A 24,276-nucleotide genomic window follows, 5' to 3' on the forward strand; every position below is an offset into this window, starting at 1 on the left:
TTCTAACGTTATTGTAAAGTTTCCATAAAAGAAAGTGTATCAGGGAATTCCCTTATCATCATTCGAATTGAAAGGAGCTTTTGACATGCTGATCTAGCCATAAACGCAAAAAAGGGGACAGCAAATGCCATCCCGTTCTTTCTCTTATTCTACTACGATTTTCTCAGCAGTGCCGATAGGCGGCAGGCTTTTCGTCATCATTGGGCCGTAGAAGGCTACTACTTGCATATCCTTTTTCAGCTCAGTTGGGGAGAGTACTTTGTTGTCTCGCGCATTGATGATCACTGTTTTCTCAGTAATGTTCAGGTTGATTTTTTCTTGGGAGGTTTCAGTAATACCGCGACCCTCTACAAGCATTTTGTAGTTGCCATCTTTGTCAGCAGAGATGCTCGCTACTTTTCCCGCAGTTCCCAGGACGTCCTGAGTCTCCAGGCCGCCTTTTACCGTGATGCTGAGCGCACTCGTTTGTGGTGGCAAGCTCATCGCCATGAATTTTTCGGTTGTAGCATCAACGGCCATACCGAGCTTCAAGTCTTCTGGCTTCAGCACTTTACCAGCTTCATCTGTAATTTTCGTGTCTTCCGTCAGGTGCAGGATGATACCAGACTCATAGATGTTCAGTGTAACCGAGTAGCCTTTATCGGATTTGTTGATGCTTGTAATGGTCCCTGTACGCATAGGAGCGATTTCGTCCTCCACTACTGTCACTGTATCATCGGTTACATTCACCTCTGCTTGCAGGATTTCGTCTACGAATTTAACTGGCACATAGGTGCTACCATTCAGTACGCGAGGCTCTGCTCCCAGCGTTTTGTACATTTTTGCGAAAGGATAACGATCCTCTCCTTCTTTTGCGTAGCTGGTGATCGCGCCTCTTTGCACTTCTGCTGCTTTTTCCTTGTCGTTCCAGCTTACTTTGAAACCGAGGGCTTCAGCAACAGGACGAAGTGGAACCAGAACGGTTTGTTGACCTTTATCGAAGATCGCATCTTGTGCGATTGCTTGACCGTTAATATTAACAGAAAGTTCTTTTACTGGTTCGGAGGTTGCAGATACCACGCTAGTTCCCAAAACGGCCAGTGCCGCGATTGTCATCATACCTGTACGGATTGTTTTCATGTTGTTTACGCCTCCAATGTTCTTGCTTGTTTTTGTGTGTCTCTATTCATTGGACGGCACCCTTTCAGAAACGTTTCAAATAAATTTTCATAGATGTGTAAATCGTTCGTGTATAAGCGAAAAACATCACGGCTGGCTTGGGATTTGGTCGTTTCGTGGCATCGGCACATCGGGCTTGCCTGACGGGTTGTCGTACAAATAAGTCGGTACCTTTCCGACGATCAGGGCTTCGGAGACCGGGATTTGTGTGGTGACCGTCTGTTGCTTGGTAGCAAACGGGATAATGACCCGCAAATCGACTTCGACGTGAATGTAGACAGTCACCAGCACCATATTGATTCCAGCTTGCTTTAGGCCTGTTTCCAGCTTCGTTTTGACGGCTCCAATCGGAACGAACGACACCGGAATATCAGGCCCAAAGTGCTCCAGAAAGACGTTTTTGGTAGCCAAGCCAAGCGGTATAGATGTCTGGACGTGCTCCTGCTCGAATTCCTTCAAACGATTTTGAATACGGGCTGTCGTTTCCCCCACAATTCGGGAGTATTCTTTGAAATTAAAATTCACCGCTTTGATACTGCCATTCTCGTCTTTCTCCATGATGACGACTTCGTTGACATCGAGACCCTGTTGGGACATACGTTTGGTGACTGCATCGGTAATGGCGAGCTTGGCGACCTGCTCTGCCTTGGCCTGGGCAATCAACATCAACGTCGGCTCTACCCTGCGTTCCACAATGATAAACAAAGTGATCAATACCACAATAATCAGTAGGAGCCCAGCGAAAATTCTCCTTCTACGCCTTTTCCACCCTCCCCTTCTCAAGCGCACGATGGCTCCCTCTCCCCTTTTGCGGCTCGATTAGTCAGGACGAACCGTACGCATAGCTGCGCGTTTCTCGTTGCTTGTGCGCTGTCTGCCGCTGGTAAGTACCCCACCGATTCCCGCGACAAACGTAGGAACTCCCGCCGCGACCAAAATTAATGCCCAATCGCGCAGATTCAGATCCGTTGTTTTGAAGATCGGCTGGAGTGTCTCCATGTATACGACACCAATCACGAGCACGATCGACGAAAGCACGGCCCAGACGAGGTATTTATTTTCAAATACATTGCGGTGAAAAACGCTGTATTGACTCCGGCAATCGAAAACGTGAATAAGCTGCGCCATAACCAACGTGACGAAAGCAACAGTCTGGGCATGCACCAAGTCATTCGGATTCTCTTTGAGCGTCAGCCAAAACGCGAGCAATGTCATGGTCCCGATGAGGAAACCACGGCTAATAATTTTCCATCCCAACCCCCGGCTGAATATGTTCTCTGCCTTGTTGCGCGGCTTCTGATACATCGTATCTTTCTCCGCCTGATCGACGCCAAGCGCCATGGCCGGTAAGCCATCCGTCACGAGATTGACCCACAGAATCTGGATCGGCACTAAAGGCAAAGGAAGCCCGAGGAGCATCGCAAAAAACATGACGAGAATCTCCCCTACGTTGGATGCCAGCAAATAACGGATGAATTTTCGAATGTTGTCATAGATGTTACGCCCTTCCTCCACGGCGGCGACAATCGTGGCGAAGTTATCGTCGCGCAGCACGAGATCGGCCGCTTCCTTCGTCACATCTGTACCGGTAATCCCCATCGCGATCCCAATGTCTGAGGTCTTGATCGCGGGAGCATCATTGACACCGTCTCCGGTCATGGCAACAACATGTCCTTTGCTTTGCAAGGCACGGACGATCCGCAGCTTGTGCTCAGGAGACACACGGGCATAGACAGTGACGCGCTCCGCATACTCGGCGAGCTGCTCATCTGACATGCCATCCAGCTCCCGCCCCTCCAATACTTCTCCGTAGCCACGCATTAAACCAATCTGCCGGGCGATTGCTTCTGCTGTCACCTTGTGGTCGCCTGTAATCATGACCGTCTTGATTCCTGCTTGATGGCACAGATTGATTGCTGGACGCACCTCTTCACGCGGTGGATCGATCATCCCGGCCAATCCGACAAAGACGAGATTGTTTTCCATGGAGCCGATTGGTTGTCCCGGGCGATAGCCTTGCAGTGTCTTATACGCGAATCCCAGTACGCGCAGCGCTTTCCCTGCCATCCGTTCCGTTTGCTCCAGTACTTGGTGGCGAAGCGTCGCGGAGAGTGGAATGAGCTCTCCCTTCCACAAAATGTGTGTCGATCTCGCCAGCAATGCCTCCGCCGCGCCTTTCGTCAGCAGGGAATACACGCCGTCCGTCCCCTTTTCGACGACCGACATCATTTTGCGGTCAGAATCAAAGGGGAGCTCCTCCACACGCTGTCCCTGATTCTTCTGGTTGCTACGCTCTGCATTACCGCCCAATGCCTTCGCGGCAAGCACCTTGAGAGCACCTTCTGTCGGGTCGCCTACCACTTGCCAAAAGCGTGACGACTTGCCCATCCCGAGCAGATTGCGCGTGCTCTGCTCCTCGCATGTCAAACGGGCGTTATTGCATCGATCTGCGATTCGGATCATTTGTGAGAGCGCTCCGTCACGGGCGGGAGATACCATTTTCCCTAGATAGTGAAAGGCTCCCTCTGGTGCGTAGCCGCTGCCGCTCACCTCATACGTGGAATCGCTGTGCCACACTTGGGTAACGGTCATTTTATTTTGAGTCAGGGTCCCTGTTTTATCGGAGCAAATGACAGAGGCGCAGCCCAATGTCTCGACCGATGGGAGCTTGCGTACGATCGCATTGCGGCGGATCATCCGCTGGACGCCGAGCGCTAGCGCGACAGTCACAATCGCTGGCAAGCCTTCCGGAATCGCCGCTACTGCGAGACTCACCCCGGCGAGGAACATCGTAAACAGCTCATGACCGTGCCAGACACCAGCAGCGATGACCACAATCGTTAACAACAGTGCGACGACCACGAGAATTTTGCCCATTTGCTCCAAGCGCAGTTGCAAAGGGGTTTCTGCTTCTTCCGCTGTATTCATTAAGTGCGCGATTTTCCCGATTTCCGTGCTCATCCCTGTCGCTACGACGATGCCACTCCCTGTTCCTCCGGTGACCATCGTGCCCATGAACGCGAGATTTTTTTGGTCGCCAAGCGGTACAGTAGATGCCTGGGCTGTCTCCAGTCTTTTCACGTTTTTTCCGACGGGGACAGACTCCCCTGTCAACGCTGACTCCTCTACCTCTAGCCGATTGGCCGAAAGCAACCGCAAATCTGCGGGAACACGGTCCCCGGCCTCCAATTGCACCAGATCACCAGGTACCAGCCGCGAAGCCGGTATCATGGAAATGTTCCCGGCCCGGATGACGCGCGCCATCGGGGATGCCAACTCCTTTAGCGCTTGCAAGGATCGCTCAGCCTTGGCCTCCTGAATAAAACCGAGGATGCCGTTAATGAGGATGATCGCGATAATCGCAATCGCATCCAAGTACTCTCCGAGGAAGTACGAGATCAGTGTTGCGATGAACAGGATGAGCACCATAAAGTCCTTGAACTGATCAACAAAGACCGAGTAGAGAGGCTTTCGCTTTTGTTCAGCCAACTGGTTGGCACCTTGTTTAGCCAGTCGCCGCTCCGCCTCCTGCTGAGTCAGCCCTTGCGCAGCATCACTATGAAGGGCTTCGGTCACGTCGGCCGCCGCCAGCGTGTACCATTTTCGAATTGGCTGTGTATCCACCTACATCTCCTCCATCCACTTCTCACTCATTTTTATGTGTATGCAGACGAGCTAGAAAATAAAACAACCCGTCCATTTATCTGGACGGGGTCTGTGATTCGTTTGTCGGTTATTTCAAGCTTTTGGCTACTCCAATGCAAATCAACAAAATCGGCGGCAGCCAGGTGAGTCGCGTCAACCAGCTAGATTTTCCGGCGCGCCTGCCGAGAGCAATTCCTACCACAAGAAGCAAGGCACTCATCACCGCGATACAGAGAGCGACAAGCAGTGGCGAGTATCCCAAAAACGTAAGGCTGATGCCTGCGCCGAAAGCATCCAATGACAGAGCAAGCCCCAGCATGACGGCCTCCCAGCCCATAATATGCCCAGAACGGTCAGCGTCGGCTTTGGACGGATCTTTTAAAATCTGAATCATGACGCCAAAAATGCGGAACTGCGACAATAATACGATGGGCTCCTGCTCTTCCTGTTTTTCTGCGGCTACAATAGCGTTACTCGCAGCGGCAGACTCCTGAGCCTCTGTCCCCGACCGTGTCGCAATGAGCCGCCACAGAGTAAACAACCCCATGAGAATCAAGACTGCGGCACCAATATACTTGCCGATCTCGGGGGTTAACCATTCGGTGAGGGATGAGCCTACGAGCATGACACCATATACAACAGCAAACGAACAACCGGAAACGACGACGAGCGACAAAAAGGGCATTCTCATGTTCCGTAAACCATACGTCAATCCTACACTGACACTGTCCATGCTGATGGCCAGGGAAACGAGCAGGAGTGCGAGCCATCCGCTCATATGTGGTCACCTCTTTCCCATTGCCTATTAGGTATACGCGAAAAGCTCCGCTGGTGTGCCAACAAATCATGGCCATCTCGGAGCGCGGTTTACATTCTTATTGTGAAGGGCAATATCCTGTGATGAAAAAGAAGAGGCCACTGTCGGCCTCTTCCTTCTTTGAACTATTTGATTTCAAAAGGCACTTCCCAATTCACGTCGTGCTCCACCATATAGGAAGCATAGGATACCGTGAGCTTTTTCGGTTCTTGCTTCAAGCTTGGGATGGTGATCGTGCCTTTGATCTGTACACGTCCGTCCTTGTCTCTGGTGCTTTCTGTATTTACTGACGCATAGTAAGTCTTCCCGTTTTCATCCTTTACAGACCAATAGTGGTTCTCGAGTACGTCTTTTCCTAATGTACCGTCCACTGTAATCACAGCCTCACCTAGATCTTCGCCTTTACCAGGCTCCCATGCATAAGAAGAGAACGTAAAGGTACTGCCTGTCTCATCCTTGAAAGTCGCGGCTTTCTTGTTTAGCTCTATTGGAACCAGATCAAATTTAGGTGAAGCCAGTTTTTTCTCATAAATTTTCTTGAGCTCAAGCTTTAATTTTTGTTCTCCCTGAATCGGACCAAACGTATGCCACCAATTCAAGACATCGCCCTCTGCTTTTTCTTCGGGTTCTTCTTCTGTTCTTGGCGTCCATAGAACATTCATCTTGTTATCAAGCCCATCATCCAATGATTTCATGTCCCAAGCTGCCACCACTTCCCCTTTTTCATTGGTGATTTCGTACATCAGATTCTCTCCCGAAAAAGCAGGTTCGCGCTCTTTTTCTGTGACAATGGCGCCTCGCGGATTTTTCCGATCGTACAGGATCGACGTTCGTTCAACCTCCAAATAAGCTGATTTTGGGAAAGTGGTATCCAGCATGACCCGTGTCGCACTCGGGGAAAATTCGATATTTTTCAGCTCAATCCCGAGCCCTTGTGGCGATTGAAAAGCTGTATCCTGGAAGGCAACCGCTTTCGTCGCTTCCTTGGCTTTTTTCATATCAATCGGAATTTCCAATGACCATTTTCCTGTCTTACCGGCGATTTCTGTCTGTTCTAAATGTAAGGTCAGTTGGTCGGGAATAGCCTCATGTGATTCAAAGATTTCGTTCAAAAATCGTTCTGTGATGAAAAACTCTCCATGACTTCCCGAATTATCTCCTTCATCATCCTCGAACCAATTCTTCCCGTTCTGATCCATCAGTTTCGCATCGAAAATATGGTCTTCTATCTTCTTGCCGCTCTGGTCGTATACATCATAAATGACTGCGATCCTCATCGAGTCAGCCAACAGCTCTTTTAACTCGACAGTAATTCCTTGATCGGTTGCCTTTTGCTCCAGCTTTTGAACAAGACCTTTATGGACGGCGTTTTTCATGCCATTGTCTGCGTCTTTTTCAATCTGGAACAAGCTATTCACATAATTCGCAAACGTCGGTGATACAACGGTTCCTGTTACCACCAACGCCGTAAGTCCTGCTACTACCAGTCCTGTCTTCTTCACAATATCCCAACCCCTTTGTCTTCTGGTTTGGGAGGAGTGCATTCGCTTAGAACGTGGAGGAGCTGCATCAGACAGCTTATCCATGACCTCGTCTGTAAATGCATCGGGTACAGGAGCCTCCGGAATGTCAGAAAAACCCTCTTCCTGCATGCCTTCTACCCACTCTTGCAGGTGCTTCTGGCATTGTGGACAATTTTCCACATGTTGCTCCAATCCTTTGCTCTCGGCAGGGGCCAGCTCATCGTTTACGTATAGCTTCCATTGATTAAACATGAAGCATTTCATAAATAGCTCCCCCTCCCATCGTTTTCGTCAGGCTGTCCTTCATCTTTTTGCGGGCGCGGAATAAACGCATCTGAACGGAGCTCTCCGAGTGGGACAGTATCTCACTGATTTCCCGATACGACAGTCGCTGTAGGTAAAACAGGACGAATACCTCGCGATACTCTTCATCTAGCAGCATGATGCTCCGTTCCAGCTCGGCGTCCCGTTCCTTTTTCAACAAAGTTGTCTCAGGCGTGTCTGGGTCAATCAATTGCTCCTCATCGATTTCTACCAGCTCTGTCCGTTTGCGTTTTCGCATTTCATCCAAGCAATGATTGCTCGCAATTCGATACAGCCATGAGGAAAACCTGTACTCAGGCCGATAGTCGTGCAAACGATAAAAGGTTTTGATAAACACGTCTTGAGCCAAATCCTGTGCGTCTGGCATGTTGCCGATCATCCTGTACAAATAGCCAACAATCTTGCCCTTGTATCTGTCGACAATTTGTCTGTACTGCTCATGATCGCCAGCCAGGATTTGCTCGATTAGTTCCTGATCGTCCGGCATTTTGCTACTCCTCCATCTATTACAGATCAAGCCAGCGGGGAATGCTGCGCAGCTTCCGTTTTGGTTGAATCATAAGCTAATACGGAGAGATTGGAAAATCCTTTCTCTTTTTATAAAAAAATCTTTTTTTCATCCCCGGAACAAAAAAGAAGAGGCCTGTGTCTACCTCTTCCTTTACCTTCAAACTACTTGATTTCAATCGGTACTTCCCACTTCACATTGCGATGCTCGACCGTATAATCAGCATAGGATACGGTGAGCTTTTTCGGTTCCTGCTCCATGCCTGGAATCTCCAGTTTACCTTTGAAGTTTACGTGTCCGTCCTTGTCCCTGATGCTCTCTGTCTCACTCAGATAGGAATGATAAACCTTCCCATTCTCATCTTTGACGAACCAAAAACCGGTTCTGACCACGTTTTTACCTAACGTACCCTCTACGGTGATCACCGCCTGAGCTTTTGGCTTTTTCTCGCCATTAGCCGGCTCTAGCGCGAAGGAAGAAAACGAAAAGATATTACCGACTTCATCCTTTACGGTCTCTTTCTGCTTAACCAGTTCGGCTGGAACAAGCTCCATTTGGGGGTAGGCCAGCTTCCTTTCATATATCTTTTTAAGCTGAAACGTTAACTTTTGTTCCCCCTGAATCGGAGCAAAAGTTTGCCACCACTTCATTTTGTCCCCTTCCGGTTCGGCTACTGTTCCGGATACATGGAGAACATTCTTCCGATTCCTAATGCCTTTATCCAAATCCATATCCCAAGCTGCAACCACTTCTCCCTGCTCATTGGTAATTTCATACGCGATATCGTTCCCACTTAGAGAATCAGCCAAAAACTCCGACTTGATCCCAATGGTCTTGCCTTGCTCCTGGTTCTTCTTATAGGTTTCTACTTGTTGATTCCTCGCCTCTTCAGCTTCTGTCGTGTACGTGGTCTCCATCAGGACTCGGGTTGCGCTCGGAGAAAACTCGATTTTTTTCAACTCCATGACGAGTCCCTGTGGTGATTCATACTTAGCTTCATGGAAGTTCGCTATTTTGGTCGCTTCCTTTACTTTCTTCATATCAATCGGGAATTCTAGTTCCCACTTTCCTTCTTTCCCTGCAATTTCTGTCTGCTCTATTTTAAGAATCAACTGATCAGGAGTAGTATCAGAGGACTCGAAAATATCGTTTAAGGCCAACTTGGCGATAAAATAATTCCCATGTTTAGCCATAATGATTCCATCATTTTCACTGATCAAATCTTTCCCAGTCGGATCAATCAATTGAGAATCCAAGAAGTGTTCATCTAGATCAATTTGCTTGCCATTCTGGTCGTACATATCATAGATGACCGCGATCCGCATCGAGTCAACCATCAACTCTTTTGCTTCAAAGGTAATACCTTGGTCCGTTATCTTTTGATTCATCTTTTGGGCAAAGCCTTTATGGACGGCGTTTTTCATACCCGCATCCTTTTCAATCTGGAACAAGCTATTCACATAATTAGCAAACGTCGGTGATACAACCGTTCCTGTCACTACCAGCGCCGTAAGTCCTGCTACTACCAATCCTGTCTTTTTCACAATATCCCAACCCCTTTGTCTTCTGGTTCGGGAGGAGTGCTTCCGTGCCGTACGTACGGGAATCGCTTCGAACAGTTTACTCATGACCTCGTTCGTAAACGTATCGGGTACAGGAACTTCCGGATAGGCGGAAAATTCCTCTTCCAGCATGTGATCTACCCACTCTTGCAGCTTTCTTTGGCATTGTGGGCATTGTTCTGCGTGCTGCTCTAATCCTTTGCTTTCGGAAGGGGAGAGCTCGCCATTTTCATAGAGCTTCCATTGATTAAACATGAAGCATGTCATAAACATCTCCTCCTCCCATCGTTTTCGTCAGGCTTTTTTTCATCTCTTTACGAGCACGGAACAAACGCATTTGAACCGCACTCTCCGTAAGAGACAATCGCTCGCTGATTTCTCGATACGACAGACGCTGCAAGTAGTGTAAGACGAACACCTCGCGATACTCCTCATCCAGCAGCATGATACTTCGTTCCAGTTGGGCGTCCCGTTCCTTTTTTAACAGGGCGGTTTCTGGTGTCTCTGGATCAACGATCTGTTCCTCCACGATTGCCGTCCGCTCCGTTCTTTTGCGTCTTCGTATTTCATCGAGACAATGATTGCTCGCGATTCGATACAGCCATGAAGAAAATTTGTGCTCAGGCCGATAGTCTTTCAATAGGTAAAAGGTTTTGGTAAACACGTCTTGAGCCAAATCCTGTGCGTCTGGCATGTTACCGATCATTTTGTACAAGTAAGTAACGATCTTGCCCTTGTACCTGTCGATAATCTGACTGTACAACTGCTGATTGCCAGCCAGGATTTGCTCGATCAATTCCCGATCGTCCGGCATTTCTACTACTCCTCCATCTATCACCGATCAGCCTTTGGGGAATGCTGCGCAGCTTCCTGTTTTGGTTGATTCACCACTAATACGAATGAGCTGGAAAATCCTTTCTCCTTATTTTTTAAAAATATTATTTTCCTGTCAAAAGAGTTGGGGTTTGAGTCAACATAGTGGAGGAGAAGAAAAAGCACAGTTCTCTTCGACTCTGACACGCCAGCGTGGGGGATTGACTGTTCGTCTCCACTTTAAAAAGAGGACCGTCGAGCCAAAGCCACCCTACGGGCGGATGTTTCTCAGAGAAGAAGTGTTCGACAAGCGTGGTCCTCTTTTTAAAGTTCCGACTGGGTAGGCGTTGTCAAGGTCTGCGAGCCCTGTGCTTTTTCTTCTCATCAGCTTTGCTGCCTCCTAAAACTAAGAAAGATCCAAAAAAAGAGCTCGACAGCCTGAACGAAATCAGGTCTGCCGAGCTCACTTGGTATCGAATTTATTTCATTGATGGGATGGGCTTTAAGCACGTGCAGATAGTGCCCGGGCGAGTAATTCTACTAGCCTCAGCGCATACTCGCCAGTGGTATCCCTTGCCCCTGAGAATTCCGTTACTTCCATACTTGTCACGCGCGAATCTCGTAAAACTGTTGCGAGCAATGCCTCCGCTTCGGACAGCGACAATCCTGTCTCACTTGGCGAATAGGCTGCTGGCATCGCGTCTTTGTTCATGATATCTACGTCGAAATGAACGAGGATTTTGGCATCAGGCGGGATCGATTGGAGCGTATGAGAAGCTCGTTCCACGATGCTGCCTTCTGTGAGCTGGGCCAAGGACATGATGTCAACGCCGAAAGTTTCTCCAGGGATCTGCTGGCAGCCGACAAGGCGGATTCGCTCGGCATCCCAGCCGCTTGGCTCGATCCATTGTCCGCGATCCTGAAGCAAAAACCATAATCCCATCCCTGCTGCGCCAATACAGCGGGAAGCCAATGGAACTACTGCATCGAGATGACCGTCAAGCACGAGCAGATACGCTTTTTCCTGATACCGAGCCTGATGAGCCTGTGCCGTTGCAACGACCAAGCTGCAATCGCCGCCGAGCATCAAGACAAAGTCGTCCGTATCGAGCCAATCTTGCGCGTCCTTTTGCAGCAAATCCCAAAACATTCGCGGAGCCGGCCAATTACGAACTGGTGGAATATTATGGCGAGGCAAATCGTCGGGAAGATGTAGATTTCCTATATCCTGCACTTCCAAGCCATGCTGCTGCAACTGCTCGATCAATCCTGCTGTACGAAGCGCGTCCGGGGCTAATTCTGTACCAGAGACATATGCACCTGTGAAATGCGGGATACCAGCTACTTTTACTTTTATAAACAGTCCCTCCCAAGGAAATTCATCGTATGAACATCCCTAAAAGTATATCACAGCTTCGTTTGTAATAATTGGATGAGATCACTGACGGAAGGCCACAACCAGCGATCTGGCAGGGATGCTTTTTCTCCGCGCAGTAGTTGGCAAGCAAGCGCATTCGGATGGACATCCGCACTTAAAAAATACACTTGGTGCATAGGCTGCGGGAGAGCGTCCATGACTTCCACGTATTTGTTGACATATACCTGTAGCGCATCCCGATAGGCTGGGGTTGTTAGTGCGGCGCCGCACCACACATCAATTCCGGTCAACGCCTTGGCATGAGCTGCATCCAAGCTTTTGGCGAGCGAGCAGATAACGAACAGCAGCTTCTCTGGCGCCAGATTGAACCGCTTCTGATACTGCTTGGCAAAACGGGCAAGTGTCGCATTCCAGGACGGCGTATCGTAGCTGCCGAGATCAGGGATGCATTTGAGTGCCCCGACTAACTGTTTCTCCCTCTTTATAAACAAGAGACCGTCGATCACTTGAAACGAAAGCCCGGTCAACTGCCCGGACAAAAACTCACCCACCCGCTCATGCATGACGCGAGAGATTCGCTGTGAGGATTTGCGTTTTAGCTTTTGCCGTATGCGCACCTCTTCTTCCTCCAGGTAGACCCGGATCAGCCTGGAAAACAAATCTGCCTCCGTAGTTGGCTCTAGTATCAGGCACTCCAAACGGCTATAGGCGTCTGCCACGCTTTGGTCCCATTGCCCTTCTTTTTCTGTGCCCATCATTACCCTCCCTCACATCATATCGGGTGCGTGATCAGCCACGACCAGCACATCCATGTGTCGGACCTCCCGCAATAATCGTTGAATGACTGAACCCTCGAGAATTTCCTTCCAGCGGGTACGTGCCGACTGCCCGATGACGACCTGCGTTGTTCCTTTTTCGTTCATATGCCAAACCAGCTTGGTGAAAACCTTGCGTCGGGAAGGGGCTTCGTATCGTTCGAAACGACCTCCGAGCCGCTCTGTTAGTGCTTTCAGCTTCGCTAGCTGCATCTCTTCCTCTTCTGTCAGCAACGAATGATCCTGCACGTAAGCTACATGCCAGGACGCCTTGAGCCGATAGGCAATTCGGAACCCTCGTCGAATCAATCGTTCACTGTCTGCGCGCAAATTCACACAGACAAAAATGACTTCCTGCTGCCGCCAAGGCCCGCGCAGCGTTCGTCGCTCCCACGCCTCCAAGCGTTCGTCGACGTCGTCCGCCACTTCACGCAAGGCCAGCTCCCGTAACGCGATCAAATTCCCTGTTTTGAAAAAGTTGGTCAGCGACTGCTCCACCTTTTCCATCGCGTAAATATTGCCCTCCCGCATCCGCTGACGCAGTGCTTTGGGTGAAATATCAATCAGCTCTACCTCATCTGCCTGATGCAGAATATGGTCCGGCACCGTCTCTCTCACGCGGATTCCCGTGATTTGCTCGACGCTGTCGTTTAAGCTCTCGAGGTGCTGTATATTCATCGTGGATATGACGGAAATACCCGCAGCCAAAATCTTCTCGACATCGTGGTAGCGCTTCTCATAGGCACTCCCCGGCACGTTCGTATGTGCCAGCTCATCCACCAGTACGACCTCCGGATTTCGCCGGATAATTTCGTCCGTGTCCATTTCTTCCAGCGTCACATTTTTATACGGAATGCGCTTTCGCGGAATGAGAGGAAGTCCCCCTACCTGCTCAATGGTTTCCTTTCGTCCATGCGTTTCCAAAAGCCCAATCACCACATCGATGCCATTTTCGGCGAGTTCGTTGCCTTCTCGGAGCATCGTGTACGTCTTGCCGACACCAGGTGCTGCTCCTACATATACTTTTAGCGTCCCGCGCTTGATTTTACCGATTTCCTGCTGCATCTCCTCATCGGAGAGTCGTCGGTACGGATTGGCCGTTATCGCCCGTTCTCGCTTGGTCGGCATGACACGCTCACCGTCCCGCTCGGAACGATCTGCCACGATCAAGATATCAATATTTTTCGTTTGCCGAAGAATCTTATGGACGATGGAGCCATACCATATCTCTTCCCAGCGCGTACGCTTGGATTGCCCCATGACGATTCGAGTCACATTATTCTCCATCGCATAGGCGACGAGCTCGTTTGCTACGTCTTTTTCACGTACAAGCATCTGCTCTTCAAAGGTACCTCCGACTTTGTCCACGAGCTTTCCGATGGATCTTTTAAAAGTTGCCTCTTCCTTCGTCAGCTTCTTGGACAAAGGGAGAAAACAGACGACCAAGAGCTCTCCGCCGAGCCGCTTGGCAACCTGTTGTCCGCGCCGAACCAATATCGAGCCGTTCCAATGATACTGGGCAGAAACAAGCACCTTCTCTGTGGCTCCTGAAGCCCCCACCATGCCGTGCTTCTCCCGATAATCCTCCAAATCCTCGTTTACGCCAGTAGCTACGAACCGAAGAGCGAGTTCCCGCAGCATATGCAGATTGTCTCTGCGAAACAGCGGATGCTTGGTTCGAGTCGGGTTGCGATCGTCTTCTTGGAGCCGTTTCAGAATGGCTTCTGGCGTAACGTCGAGCAGTTTCACCTCGTCGGCCATGGCAAGCGTATCTTCAGGGACACACTGGTCGATCCGTACTTCTGCCTTCGTCAGTCGCTCCGCCATCTCTTTCATCCCGGCCAATTCGTAAATGTTTACCGTCGCAATCACACTTATATTGTGGTTCAACAAGTACTGAACATCGTCCAGGCTGGTTGGTCGCGGGGCATCTGGACGATTGCGATGAGCCAAACCGTCTACGAGCACGACTTCCGGATCTCGCTCGATAATGGCTGCGACGTCCAGATCATGTCTTGCTTCCCCGAGGGAATACCAGATGATTGGCTGGATTTGCTCCAAGCCCTCCCGCTTTTGTGCCAGCTTGGGATGAGTGGCCTCACCTGAGCCAGCTACGACCACATCAATCCCTTTTTTCTTTAGCGTCTGCCCTTCCATTAGCAGGTGGTAGGTTTTACCTGAACCACTGACAGCCCCCAGAATGATTTTCAGCCTGCCCCGGTGCATTCTGGAGATAGACTGCAAGATTTCCTCCGGGGACTTTCGCCGATATTGCTCTACCATCTCGCAGCCCTCCCTCTATTACTTTAATTCGTCCAGAGCCAGATTCAGCTTCAATACATTAACACGCGGTTCTCCGAATACCCCCAAGCTTCTTCCCTCTGTATTCGCATCAATCAAAGCCTGTAGCTGTACCGGTTCGAGATTGCGCGCCTTGGCTACACGCTCGACTTGTATCTGGGCAGCCTTTGGTGAGATGTGCGGGTCCAAACCAGAAGCGGAGTTCGTCAGCAAATCAGCCGGGATGTCTTCCTGCTTCACGCCAGGATTCGCTGCCAGAAATGCGGCAATATCCTTTTGCGTACGTTCGATCAGGGCCGGGTTGGATGGCGCGTAGTTGTTCGAGCCAGAGCCTGCCGCATTGTTATCAATTGAAGAAATGCGTCCCCAGAAGTACTTCGGATCAGTGAAGGTTTGCCCGATATGCTCGGAGCCAACCACCTTGCCGCTTGCATCCGTGATCAGACTGCCGCTTGCTTGTGCAGGCATGATAACCTGTGCAACCCCTGTCATCGCCAGCGGGTAGGCAATGCCGCAAATCAGCAGCAAAACGAAGCTGAGACGCAAATTTTTCCATATCATATCCGTTCACCTGAGCTTTCTTTTTTCATTTTAACTAAACTAAATTTAATCCAACCAAAATCAAGTCAATCAGCTTGATGCCCACGAACGGAACGATAATTCCTCCCAAGCCATAGATCACCAGGTTACGGCTAAGCAGCTTTGTCGCGCTCATCGGTGTGTATTTCACACCTTTCATCGCCAGCGGAATCAGGATCGGGATGATGATCGCATTGAAGATCAACGCGGACAAAATCGCACTTTGCGGTGTAGCCAGACCCATGATGTTGAGCGCACTCATTTGCGGGATCGCCAGCATGAACATCGCAGGAATGATCGCGAAGTATTTCGCTACGTCATTGGCGATACTGAACGTCGTCAATGCACCGCGTGTCATCAAAAGCTGCTTGCCAATCGCCACGACCTCGATGATTTTGGTCGGGTCAGAATCCAGATCGACCATGTTGGCTGCTTCCTTCGCCGCTACCGTCCCCGTATTCATCGCCAAACCGACATCGGCTTGCGCGAGAGCTGGCGCGTCATTCGTACCGTCACCTGTCATGGCGACCAGCTTGCCTGCCGCTTGTTCTTTGCGGATCAGCGCAATCTTGTCTTCCGGCTTGGCTTCGGCTACGAAATCGTCCACACCTGCTTCGCGGGCAATCGTCGCTGCTGTCAGCGGGTTATCCCCCGTGCACATGACCGTACGAATCCCCATGCGGCGCAGCTCTTCAAAGCGTTCGCGCATCCCTGGCTTTACAGTATCTTTCAAGTAAATCAAACCGAGAATCGTATTTCCCTCTGCTACAGCCAATGGCGTGCCGCCCGCCGTTGCAATCCGGTTTGCTTTTTCATCCAAATCAACAGGGAGGTTGCCCCCTTGCTCTGCCACGTATTTTTTGATGGCGTCGACGGCCCCTTTGCGGATGAGGACGCCGCTTGCCAGATTCGTCCCGCTCATTCTCGTTTCAGCGCGGAACTCCACGCCCTCGGAACCCGGCAATTCAAGTTCAGCAGGTGCCAAACCTTGTTTTTTCGCCAGCTCTACAACAGAGCGTCCTTCCGGTGTTTCGTCATGGACCGAGCTTTGTGCAGCTACTCGGTTTAATTCCGTGCTTTTGCTGTTGCCTACGGTGACAAACTCGGCAGCCATCCGGTTACCATGCGTGATCGTTCCCGTTTTATCCAAAATAATGGTGTTGATGTCACCGGATGCCTCAACGGCTTTACCAGACATGGCAATGACGTTAAACTGTGTGACCCGATCCATACCCGCAATCCCAATCGCTGACAAGAGTCCGCCAATCGTGGTCGGAATCAAGCAAACAAGCAAAGCAATCAGTGTCGCAACCGGAATGGCTGCATTTACATAGTTGGCGATCGGCTGCAAGGTCGTGCAGACGATCAGGAATATCAACGTCAAGCTGACCAACAGCGTATTCAACGCGATTTCATTCGGGGTCTTCTGTCTCTTTGCACCTTCCACCAACGAAATCATGCGATCCAAAAACGATTCGCCGGGATCAGTCGTCACACGGACGCGGATACGGTCACTGACGACACGTGTACCTCCCGTGACAGAGCTGAAATCGCCACCTGCTTCTTTAATGACCGGAGCAGATTCACCCGTAATCGCTGATTCGTCCACAGAGGCGACACCCTCGACGATTTCCCCGTCGGATGGAATCAGCTCGCCTGCTTCCACTATGACCAGATCGCCTTTTCGCAGTTCTGTGGAACTGACGACTTGAATGCGACCATCTTTCCCCACTTTTTTTGCTTGCGTGTCCTGCTTCGTTTTTTTCAAGCTCTCTGCCTGTGCTTTGCCGCGCCCTTCTGCCAAGGCTTCTGCGAAGTTGGCAAACAAAATCGTCACGAACAGGATAAAGCTGACGATACCGTTGTAAAACGGGTCCGAAGCTCCCCCAAACAAATTGGGCACAAACGTCAGGAGAAGCGTTATGAAAAACCCGATCTCTACCACGAACATAACTGGATTTTTCATCATCACACGCGGGTCCAGTTTTTTGAAAGACTCGACAAAGGCCCGTTGGTACAAATCTTTAGGAAGCGCAACCGTGCGCGTTCTACTCATGGAAAATTACTCCTTTGCCTCTAGTATTCATTTTCAAATCGATGTTCAAAAAGTCGGCTTTTGAACTTCCCCTTATCATCGGATTGTGAGCCACTCGGCGATTGGGCCGAGCGCAAGCACAGGCAGGAATGTCAGTGCGCCTACGATCACCACAGTCGCAATCAGAATCACCGTGAATACACTATTGTCTGTGCGCAGCGTACCCATCGTTTCCGGTACTGGCGTTTTTGCGAGCAAGGAGCCTGCTACCGCCAGCATCGTAATAATTGAGATGTATCGACCAAACAGCATGACGAGTCCGGTAGAAATGTTCCAGAATGGCGTGTTGTCGCCCAAGCCTTCGAAGCCGGAACCGTTGTTGGCTGCCGAAGAAGTATACTCATACAGCACTTGTGAAATGCCGTGGAAGCCTGGGTTCGATACTGCGGACGAGCCCATTTCTGTCGCCAATGCAATAGCGGTTGGCGCCAAAATAATCAGGGGATGAACAAGAATCGCGATGGCGATCAGCTTCATCTCTTTTCCTTCAATCTTACGGCCGAGGAATTCAGGCGTACGCCCCACCATCAAGCCCGCCAAGAATACAGCCAAAATCGCATACATCAAAATGTTAATCGTTCCGACACCATCTCCGCCGAATACGCAGTTGAGCATCATTTCACCGAGCGGAACCAAGCCGCCTAGTGGTGTCAATGTATCGTGCATGTTGTTCACGGTTCCTGTCGTTGCCGCTGTTGTCACGGCAGTGAACAAGGCGCTTTGCGCGATACCAAAACGGACTTCTTTTCCTTCCATGCTGCCCATTTGTTGTGACAGGCCAGCTCGTTCCAGCGCCGGGTTGCCGTTTACCTCATTGGCATACGCCGTGATCAGGAACGCCAGGAACATCACGAACATCGCTCCAAAAATGACCCAGCCTTGCTTGCGGCTCTTCGCCAAGAAGCCGAATGTGAATGGCAGTGCCGCCGGGATCAAGAACATCGACAAAATTTCGATCACGTTTGTTAATGGTGTCGGGTTTTCAAACGGATGCGAAGAGTTTACCCCGAAGAATCCACCTCCGTTTGTCCCCAAATGCTTGATCGAAACGAGTGAAGCAACCGGACCGCGAGCGATTTGCTGCTCCGTTCCGCTAATGGTTGTCGCTGTTGCCGTCGGCTCCATCGTCTGCGGCACGCCTTGGGACACCAAAAGCAATGTCACAACAATCGCCAGTGGAATCAACACACGTGTATGAGCACGCACCAGATCTACGTAGTAGTTACCGATGCTACGCTGCCCTGTCAGCCCACGCATGAAGGCCATCACGACCGCGATCCCTGTCGCTGGCGTCGTAAACATCAGGTAAATAATGACCAGCATCTGCGATAGATACGACAATCCGCTCTCCCCGCTGTAATGCTGAAGATTCGTATTCGTCAAAAAGCTGACCGCCGTGTTAAAGGATAGCAACGGCTCCATCGCCGCGATTCCACTCGGGTTTCCAGGCAGCATCCCTTGCAAACGAAGCAAGAGATACGCAATAGCTACCATCGAAATGTTGCTGACCAGAACAGCCATTGCGTACTGCTTCCAGGTCATATCTGCTACGCGAATGCCAGACAGCTTGTATATCGCTTTTTCCACCCCGCCAAAAACACGGTCCAATCGGGTAGTCTCCAGCGAAAAGGAGCGTGCCAAATATTTTCCCATCGGTATGGCGAGTACGAAAAGTACCACCAAAACCAACGCTATTTGTATAAAGTCCACGACAGTTCCTCCTACTCCCTCTAAAAAATGGTTCCAAATAAACGAATGATTCGGGTAACCCCTAGTATTTTTCTGGGTAAATCAATGCGTGGCACAGGTACATCGCAAGCCCTGCCACAATCAGCAGCAACCAGATCATTTCTCTTTCCCTCCCTGTTCTTCTCTTACCACGGCGTCACAAAACTTGATGAGTACAAAAAATACACCGAATGAAAGCGCCAAGAGCAGTATGGAAACCACGTCCATGCCATGTCCCTCCTTTTTTGTCGTATGTACTATTCCGTGAAGTCTGGCCGACTCGTCTCTCTCGCTTCCCCTGTACGAGTTTTCTTTTTTGTAGAAAACCTGCCATTTGGGAAAAAAATAGACCAATGCTTACGATTTCCCCGAAAGATCGCCATATTTGACCGAGCTGAAGAGGAACAGACGAAACAAGTCGCCCGCCTTTTCGCGGCAAATAAAAACGATCCTTTGTATCGGAGAAAAAGTACTCATTGGTCTACCTAACGCCCAGCCGACTTGAAGTTGCCTTCTTTGCGTTTTGTCTCCCGTTTCCTTTTTCAAAAAAACAGCTATTTACTTGTAAGTAACAACGGTCATTGACCGTTTTTGAGCAAAACGAAAAGACCTGCATTACGTTTCGAGTCAACCCTTGTCGTCCCAAAAGGATAACAAAAAGGCCTCCTCAAACAGGCGGTCTTTAGACCTCCCTCGCTTTAGCCGACGAAGTTAGCTGACGGGTAGGATGGCGAAAGAGTGTCTCATCCCTCCCACGATTCATACGTGGGATTAACCCCTACTGATTGGGTCCTCCGTTCCCGAGTGCCTCGGGATTTGGCCATATTTGCAATTTGTTGGTTACGAGTCTCATTATACGTCCGGCATAATCGGATGTTAATGTCCTATTTCTGTCTTTTTCACACGATTTCTGCATTCTTTATCCGTGTAAGCGATTTAAACCTATCAGGCCTCATCCGATCATGATATTTCATCAATTCTCTCGCGTTTTCACATTATCAGCCTATTTGTTTGACAGCCCCAAGACTGCTGAGTAATATTAGGCACAATGATAAATTATGGGAGGTATGGCGTTTGGCCATCTCTAACAAAAAAAAGCTGGAAGCCGAAATCAGCGAAGCATTCATAAAATTTCAGCGCGATCTGATTGGACGAGGCCCGCAGGAAGCGAAGACCTACATCGTCGGTGATATGGTCATCGCCAGGTTCAAAGGCGTTCTCACCGTCGAAGAAAAGCATCTGTCCAGTCACGATAAAGGTCGCCGCATTGTCAAAGAAATGCGCGAGGTTCTCCGTGAAATGTACAGCGAAGAATCGGAAGAAATCGTTGAAAAGCTGACAAGCTGCAAGGTACTATCGAGTCATAGCGACATCAGCACAAAAATGGGTGAACGGATCGAGGTTTATGTATTGGACAAGGACCTCGAAAAAATGTTGGGTTAATTTTACGAAAACAGGCTCCGCCTTCATTTGCAGGCGGAGCCTTTTCTATTCCTCTCTTACCCAACTCATCTGTTCAGCCAACCAGCCGTAACCTGTATACCCAGGCTGGCTCACGATGACGTGATTCGCCCCGAGCGCTTTGTATAACATCGCGTTCCGATGCTCCTGCGTCATCACAAAAATCCGGCAGGTACCCAACTGCTTGAACAGTGTAAGCAAGTCGCGTCCCTCCGCCCACTCGTCGGGAAAGATATAGACGGAATGGTAGAGCAGCAAGGACTCCTGATCGCGGTAGCACTCGTCAAATGAGATGGGCAAAAAGCGCTGAATCGTCTTGTCTCCAGACCCCGCTGTCAATGAAAAGGCACCGGGATTTCTTCCCCAAAATGCTGGCAAACTGTCGCAGCATAGTGTCTGGACAAAAGAAGTGAATGCTTCCCCCTTGCCGATTACGAGATAATGCTTCATAACAGCGCCTCCCCCTCCTTATTGAAGATCCTCAATGGACGAGATGTTCATGTACGAAGGAACCACGAGTCCGATTTTGGTTCCGTCGAGATTCGGACCCAAATCCTCGATTTGCCCACCAAATTTTTTTAAATAGCTCGTATCTGTAGACGGCAGCCAAGCCGCAACCATCCCATCTACATCCCCAATGGCCACTCCTGCCCACATCGGTCCTGTCTGCACCTGACTCAATTCGACTTCATACCCCAGCTTCTTCTCCAGCACATGCTCTACGACATGCGTGCTGGCAATCTCGGAATCCCATGCTACATAAGCGAGAGTTAGTTTCTCTTTTTGGACAGGCTTAATACCCTCCACCCATTTCCCTACTTTAGCTTCGTTGTTTTTTACCCATTCCGCAGCGGCTACTTCCGGATCTTTTCCGTCCATCATTTGGACCATGACTGACTCCATATCGGCTGGCTCCCACCAGAACTTATCCAGGAATTGATAGGCAGCAGGCTGATCCTCTTTCAGCCCTTTGCGCACGATGGTATGGATTTGTTCCGCTCCGCCAAAGCCGTTCTTTGGGTCCGCCAAGTATTTCAAATCCATCTTTTTAAACATCCAATGCGGCGTCCAGCCCGTAATGATAATCGGTTCCTTCGCTTCGTACGCCTTGATCAAAGCTGCTGTCATCGCTGCATCTGAGCCTTCGACAAGCTGCCATTTATCCAAGCCATACAGTTTCATGACTTCCTCTGTCTTCACCATCGAGCCTGCTCCTGCGTCGATTCCGATGATTTTGTAGTCGAGCTTTTCTCCAAGCGCGTTGTCCGACGTCTCAGAAGGAATCGGACCGATCACCGTTGCAGTCGGTATTGGTGTGTTTGTGTTTTGACTGGAGCAGCCTGCGAGCCAAGCTGTCGCTCCCATCATCACTGCCAGTAAAGCTGGAACCATTTTGTTCATCATGTATTTCTCTCCTTTTTCCCTGCATGTTGAGTAAGCCGATCCAAGATGATAGCGATGATCACGATGGATAGTCCCGCCTCGAATCCTCTTCCTATATCCACTTGTGATACAGCGCGATATACGTCTGCGCCCAAGCCTTTCGCCCCGATCATAGCCGCTATGACCACCATCGACAGGGCGAGCATGATGCACTGATTGACTCCCGCCAAGATTGTCGATTTCGCGTAAGGCAGTTGTACTTTTACGAGCTTTTGCCAGCCAGTTGCACCAAAGGCGTCCGCCGCTTCCTCCATTTCCGCTGGGACCTGACGTATGCCTAAGTTCGTAAGACGCACGATTGGCGGCAAAGCAAAAATAACGGAGGCAATAACTCCCGGCACCTCGCCCAAGCCGAAGAAAAAGATCGCGGGAATCAAATAAACGAACGCTGGCATCGTCTGCATCAAATCCAGTACTGGCGTGACCAGTTTGCGAAACGTATCATGTCTCGCGCAAAGAATGCCCACCGGAATCCCGATGGCGATCGAAATCATGGTGGCAGTGAGGACGAGTCCCAACGTCTCGATCGTTTCATCCCAGTACCCCAAGTTTTGAATGAGAGAAAGTCCGATAACCGTAAAGACCATGGACGCTCTCCCTGCAAAAACCCACGCAGCGGCCCCTAGCAGCAAGATGAGAATCAGCGAGGGTATCTCTGCCAAAACAGTGGAACAGTAAGTCACCATCGTGGAAATGACGATAGACACTGGATCAAACAATACCCCTTTGTACTGGCCCAGCACCTCCACAAATCCTTCCATCCATTCGCCAATAGGCAGCTTAGGCACGGCGTCCATCGCTCATCACCTCTGTTCTCTGGTGTTCTTGGACATTGACTTTACCTACCAGCCCGCCTAGTACCGCTCCTTTTACGATGACACCCAACAAACGCTGCTGCTCGCCCACTACCGCAATCGGGACATGCAGGTCTGCCATCATCGGGAACAAACTGTGCAGACGTGCGTCAGGTGAAACGGTAGGGAGGTCGGTTTTCATGATCGTCTCCAGCGAATCCCCCGTACCGATCGCAAGTGATACGTCATACGCCGTAATCAAGCCGAGCAGTGTGCGCTTTTTGTCCACGACGTACAAGCTGGACACACCGTTATCCATCATGAGTTGCAGTGCCACTCGCGCCCCTTTGTCAGGGGTGATTGCTTCTGCCCGTTTCATCACATTTTCAGCAACGAGCACCCTGGACAGGTCGGCATCCTCCACGAACTTCCGCACAAATTCATCCGCTGGGTCTGCCATGATTTCTTCCGGTCGGCCGATCTGAATGATCTGTCCGTCTTTCATAAAGGCAATCCGATCGCCCAACCGCAACGCCTCATGCAAGTCATGTGTAATGAACAGGATCGTCTTTTTCATCGTCATCTGAAGCTCCAGCAGCTCATCCTGCATGTCTTTTCGAATGAGCGGGTCCAATGCACTGAACGCTTCGTCCATCAAGAGAATATCGGGATGATTAGCCAAAGCCCGCGCCAATCCGACTCGCTGACGCATTCCTCCACTCAATTGATCCGGGTACGCATTTTCCCACTCAGTTAATCCAACGAGCGCGAGCGCTTCCCGTGCTTTTTCTTGCCGGAGCCCTGGTAGTACTTGTTGAATCTCCAATCCAAACTCCACGTTTTCTCGTACCGTCCGCTGCGGAAACAGGGCGAAATTTTGAAAAACCATTCCGAGCTTCTTCCTCCGCACCTCGCGCAAAGCCGTCGCCTTCATATGGACGATCTCTTCCCCATCGATCTCGATGCTTCCGCTCGTTGGGTCAATCAGTCGATTGCACAGTCGGATTAAGGTTGATTTGCCGCTGCCGGACAGGCCCATGATGACGAAGATTTCACCTTCCTCTACTTCAAAGCTGACCTGATTTACCCCGATAGACTGGCCCGTTTGCTTGTAAATTTGTTCTTTTGTACGTCCTTCCGCCAGCAGCTTCAAGGCCAGCTCGGGCTGCTTGCCGAACACTTTTGTCAGTTGATGGACTTTCATTTTGGGCATGGTATCCCCCATCCTTCTTTTTTGTAAATGAAAAAAGCCCGCGAAGTTTCCACACTCCAGCAAAACCAAGACACGCTTGATTTTTACTCGTGTTGAAAATCCGCAGGCTTACGTAATAC

General features: G+C 50.1%; 20 protein-coding genes and 1 riboswitch. Of the genes, 1 reads left to right on the forward strand and 19 read right to left on the reverse strand.

All coding sequences use genetic code 11. From position 1 onward, the window contains the following. Window positions 1-144: 144 nt before the first annotated feature. From ASG16_RS02735 to kdpF, 15 genes are all read right to left on the reverse strand, one after another. A complete protein-coding gene (locus ASG16_RS02735; RefSeq protein WP_056488633.1) occupies window positions 145-1,119 on the reverse strand; it encodes a copper amine oxidase N-terminal domain-containing protein in 975 nt (324 codons plus the stop codon). Between the two features lie 126 nt (window positions 1,120-1,245). Beyond that, window positions 1,246-1,947: a sporulation protein YunB gene (yunB, locus tag ASG16_RS02740; RefSeq protein ID WP_056488630.1), complete on the reverse strand. Its 702-nt coding sequence runs from the start codon at window positions 1,945-1,947 to the stop codon at window positions 1,246-1,248. Window positions 1,948-1,977: 30 nt separating this feature from the next. Continuing rightward, window positions 1,978-4,782 (reverse strand): calcium-translocating P-type ATPase, SERCA-type, encoded by a 2,805-nt coding sequence (locus ASG16_RS02745; protein WP_048036133.1) that lies wholly within the window; start codon window positions 4,780-4,782, stop codon window positions 1,978-1,980. Between the two features lie 109 nt (window positions 4,783-4,891). Next, on the reverse strand, window positions 4,892-5,581 hold the full coding sequence (ytaF, locus tag ASG16_RS02750; protein ID WP_056488627.1) for a sporulation membrane protein YtaF: 690 nt from the start codon (window positions 5,579-5,581) through the stop codon (window positions 4,892-4,894). Between the two features lie 164 nt (window positions 5,582-5,745). Next, window positions 5,746-7,407 (reverse strand): DUF4179 domain-containing protein, encoded by a 1,662-nt coding sequence (locus tag ASG16_RS02755; RefSeq protein ID WP_056488624.1) that lies wholly within the window; start codon window positions 7,405-7,407, stop codon window positions 5,746-5,748. Further along, entirely contained in the window at window positions 7,388-7,954 is a 567-nt protein-coding gene (locus ASG16_RS02760) for an RNA polymerase sigma factor (RefSeq protein WP_048036129.1), read from the reverse strand. Before ASG16_RS02760 ends, ASG16_RS02755 begins: the two co-directional genes overlap by 20 nt. Window positions 7,955-8,139: 185 nt before the next feature. Then, on the reverse strand, window positions 8,140-9,804 hold the full coding sequence (locus ASG16_RS02765; RefSeq protein WP_056488622.1) for a DUF4179 domain-containing protein: 1,665 nt from the start codon (window positions 9,802-9,804) through the stop codon (window positions 8,140-8,142). After that, window positions 9,785-10,351, reverse strand: a complete 567-nt coding sequence (locus ASG16_RS02770) for an RNA polymerase sigma factor (RefSeq protein ID WP_056488619.1) — start codon at window positions 10,349-10,351, stop codon at window positions 9,785-9,787. The genes ASG16_RS02765 and ASG16_RS02770 overlap by 20 nt, the downstream gene beginning before the upstream one ends. A 501-nt stretch (window positions 10,352-10,852) precedes the next feature. Next, a complete protein-coding gene (locus ASG16_RS02780) occupies window positions 10,853-11,707 on the reverse strand; it encodes an arginase family protein (RefSeq protein ID WP_056488617.1) in 855 nt (284 codons plus the stop codon). Between the two features lie 50 nt (window positions 11,708-11,757). Then, window positions 11,758-12,483, reverse strand: a complete 726-nt coding sequence (locus ASG16_RS02785) for a hypothetical protein (protein WP_056488615.1) — start codon at window positions 12,481-12,483, stop codon at window positions 11,758-11,760. A 12-nt stretch (window positions 12,484-12,495) separates the two neighbouring features. Further along, the gene (locus ASG16_RS02790) at window positions 12,496-14,826 is read right to left on the reverse strand and encodes a universal stress protein (RefSeq protein WP_056488613.1); all 2,331 of its coding nucleotides are present in this window, start codon (window positions 14,824-14,826) and stop codon (window positions 12,496-12,498) included. An 18-nt stretch (window positions 14,827-14,844) separates the two neighbouring features. Continuing rightward, on the reverse strand, window positions 14,845-15,405 hold the full coding sequence (kdpC, locus tag ASG16_RS02795; protein ID WP_056488609.1) for a potassium-transporting ATPase subunit KdpC: 561 nt from the start codon (window positions 15,403-15,405) through the stop codon (window positions 14,845-14,847). Window positions 15,406-15,439: 34 nt separating this feature from the next. Then, a complete protein-coding gene (gene kdpB, locus ASG16_RS02800) occupies window positions 15,440-17,479 on the reverse strand; it encodes a potassium-transporting ATPase subunit KdpB (protein ID WP_056488606.1) in 2,040 nt (679 codons plus the stop codon). A 75-nt stretch (window positions 17,480-17,554) separates the two neighbouring features. Further along, window positions 17,555-19,228: a potassium-transporting ATPase subunit KdpA gene (gene kdpA, locus ASG16_RS02805; RefSeq protein WP_056488603.1), complete on the reverse strand. Its 1,674-nt coding sequence runs from the start codon at window positions 19,226-19,228 to the stop codon at window positions 17,555-17,557. Window positions 19,229-19,289: 61 nt separating this feature from the next. Beyond that, on the reverse strand, window positions 19,290-19,367 hold the full coding sequence (gene kdpF, locus ASG16_RS31605; RefSeq protein WP_111914364.1) for a K(+)-transporting ATPase subunit F: 78 nt from the start codon (window positions 19,365-19,367) through the stop codon (window positions 19,290-19,292). A gap of 564 nt (window positions 19,368-19,931) precedes the next feature. Beyond that, a riboswitch (cyclic di-AMP (ydaO/yuaA leader) is annotated at window positions 19,932-20,078 on the reverse strand. Window positions 20,079-20,320: 242 nt separating this feature from the next. On the opposite strand from kdpF, the gene ASG16_RS02815 reads away from it, so the two are divergent. Then, window positions 20,321-20,689: a Na-translocating system protein MpsC family protein gene (locus ASG16_RS02815; protein ID WP_056488600.1), complete on the forward strand. Its 369-nt coding sequence runs from the start codon at window positions 20,321-20,323 to the stop codon at window positions 20,687-20,689. Between the two features lie 45 nt (window positions 20,690-20,734). Here the strand turns inward: ASG16_RS02815 and ASG16_RS02820 are convergent, their stop codons facing one another. The 4 genes from ASG16_RS02820 to ASG16_RS02835 are packed head-to-tail and all read right to left on the reverse strand — an operon-like array spanning window position 20,735 to window position 24,157. Next, on the reverse strand, window positions 20,735-21,157 hold the full coding sequence (locus tag ASG16_RS02820; protein WP_056488598.1) for a hypothetical protein: 423 nt from the start codon (window positions 21,155-21,157) through the stop codon (window positions 20,735-20,737). 18 nt (window positions 21,158-21,175) lie between these two features. Then, window positions 21,176-22,111 (reverse strand): glycine betaine ABC transporter substrate-binding protein, encoded by a 936-nt coding sequence (locus tag ASG16_RS02825; protein WP_082517190.1) that lies wholly within the window; start codon window positions 22,109-22,111, stop codon window positions 21,176-21,178. After that, a complete protein-coding gene (locus tag ASG16_RS02830) occupies window positions 22,108-22,947 on the reverse strand; it encodes an ABC transporter permease (protein ID WP_056488595.1) in 840 nt (279 codons plus the stop codon). The genes ASG16_RS02825 and ASG16_RS02830 overlap by 4 nt, the downstream gene beginning before the upstream one ends. Then, on the reverse strand, window positions 22,931-24,157 hold the full coding sequence (locus tag ASG16_RS02835; protein WP_056488593.1) for a quaternary amine ABC transporter ATP-binding protein: 1,227 nt from the start codon (window positions 24,155-24,157) through the stop codon (window positions 22,931-22,933). The genes ASG16_RS02830 and ASG16_RS02835 overlap by 17 nt, the downstream gene beginning before the upstream one ends. Window positions 24,158-24,276 lie beyond the last annotated feature (119 nt).

This window comes from Brevibacillus sp. Leaf182 (genome assembly GCF_001423865.2).
In the GTDB taxonomy this organism is placed as follows: domain Bacteria; phylum Bacillota; class Bacilli; order Brevibacillales; family Brevibacillaceae; genus Brevibacillus; species Brevibacillus brevis_C.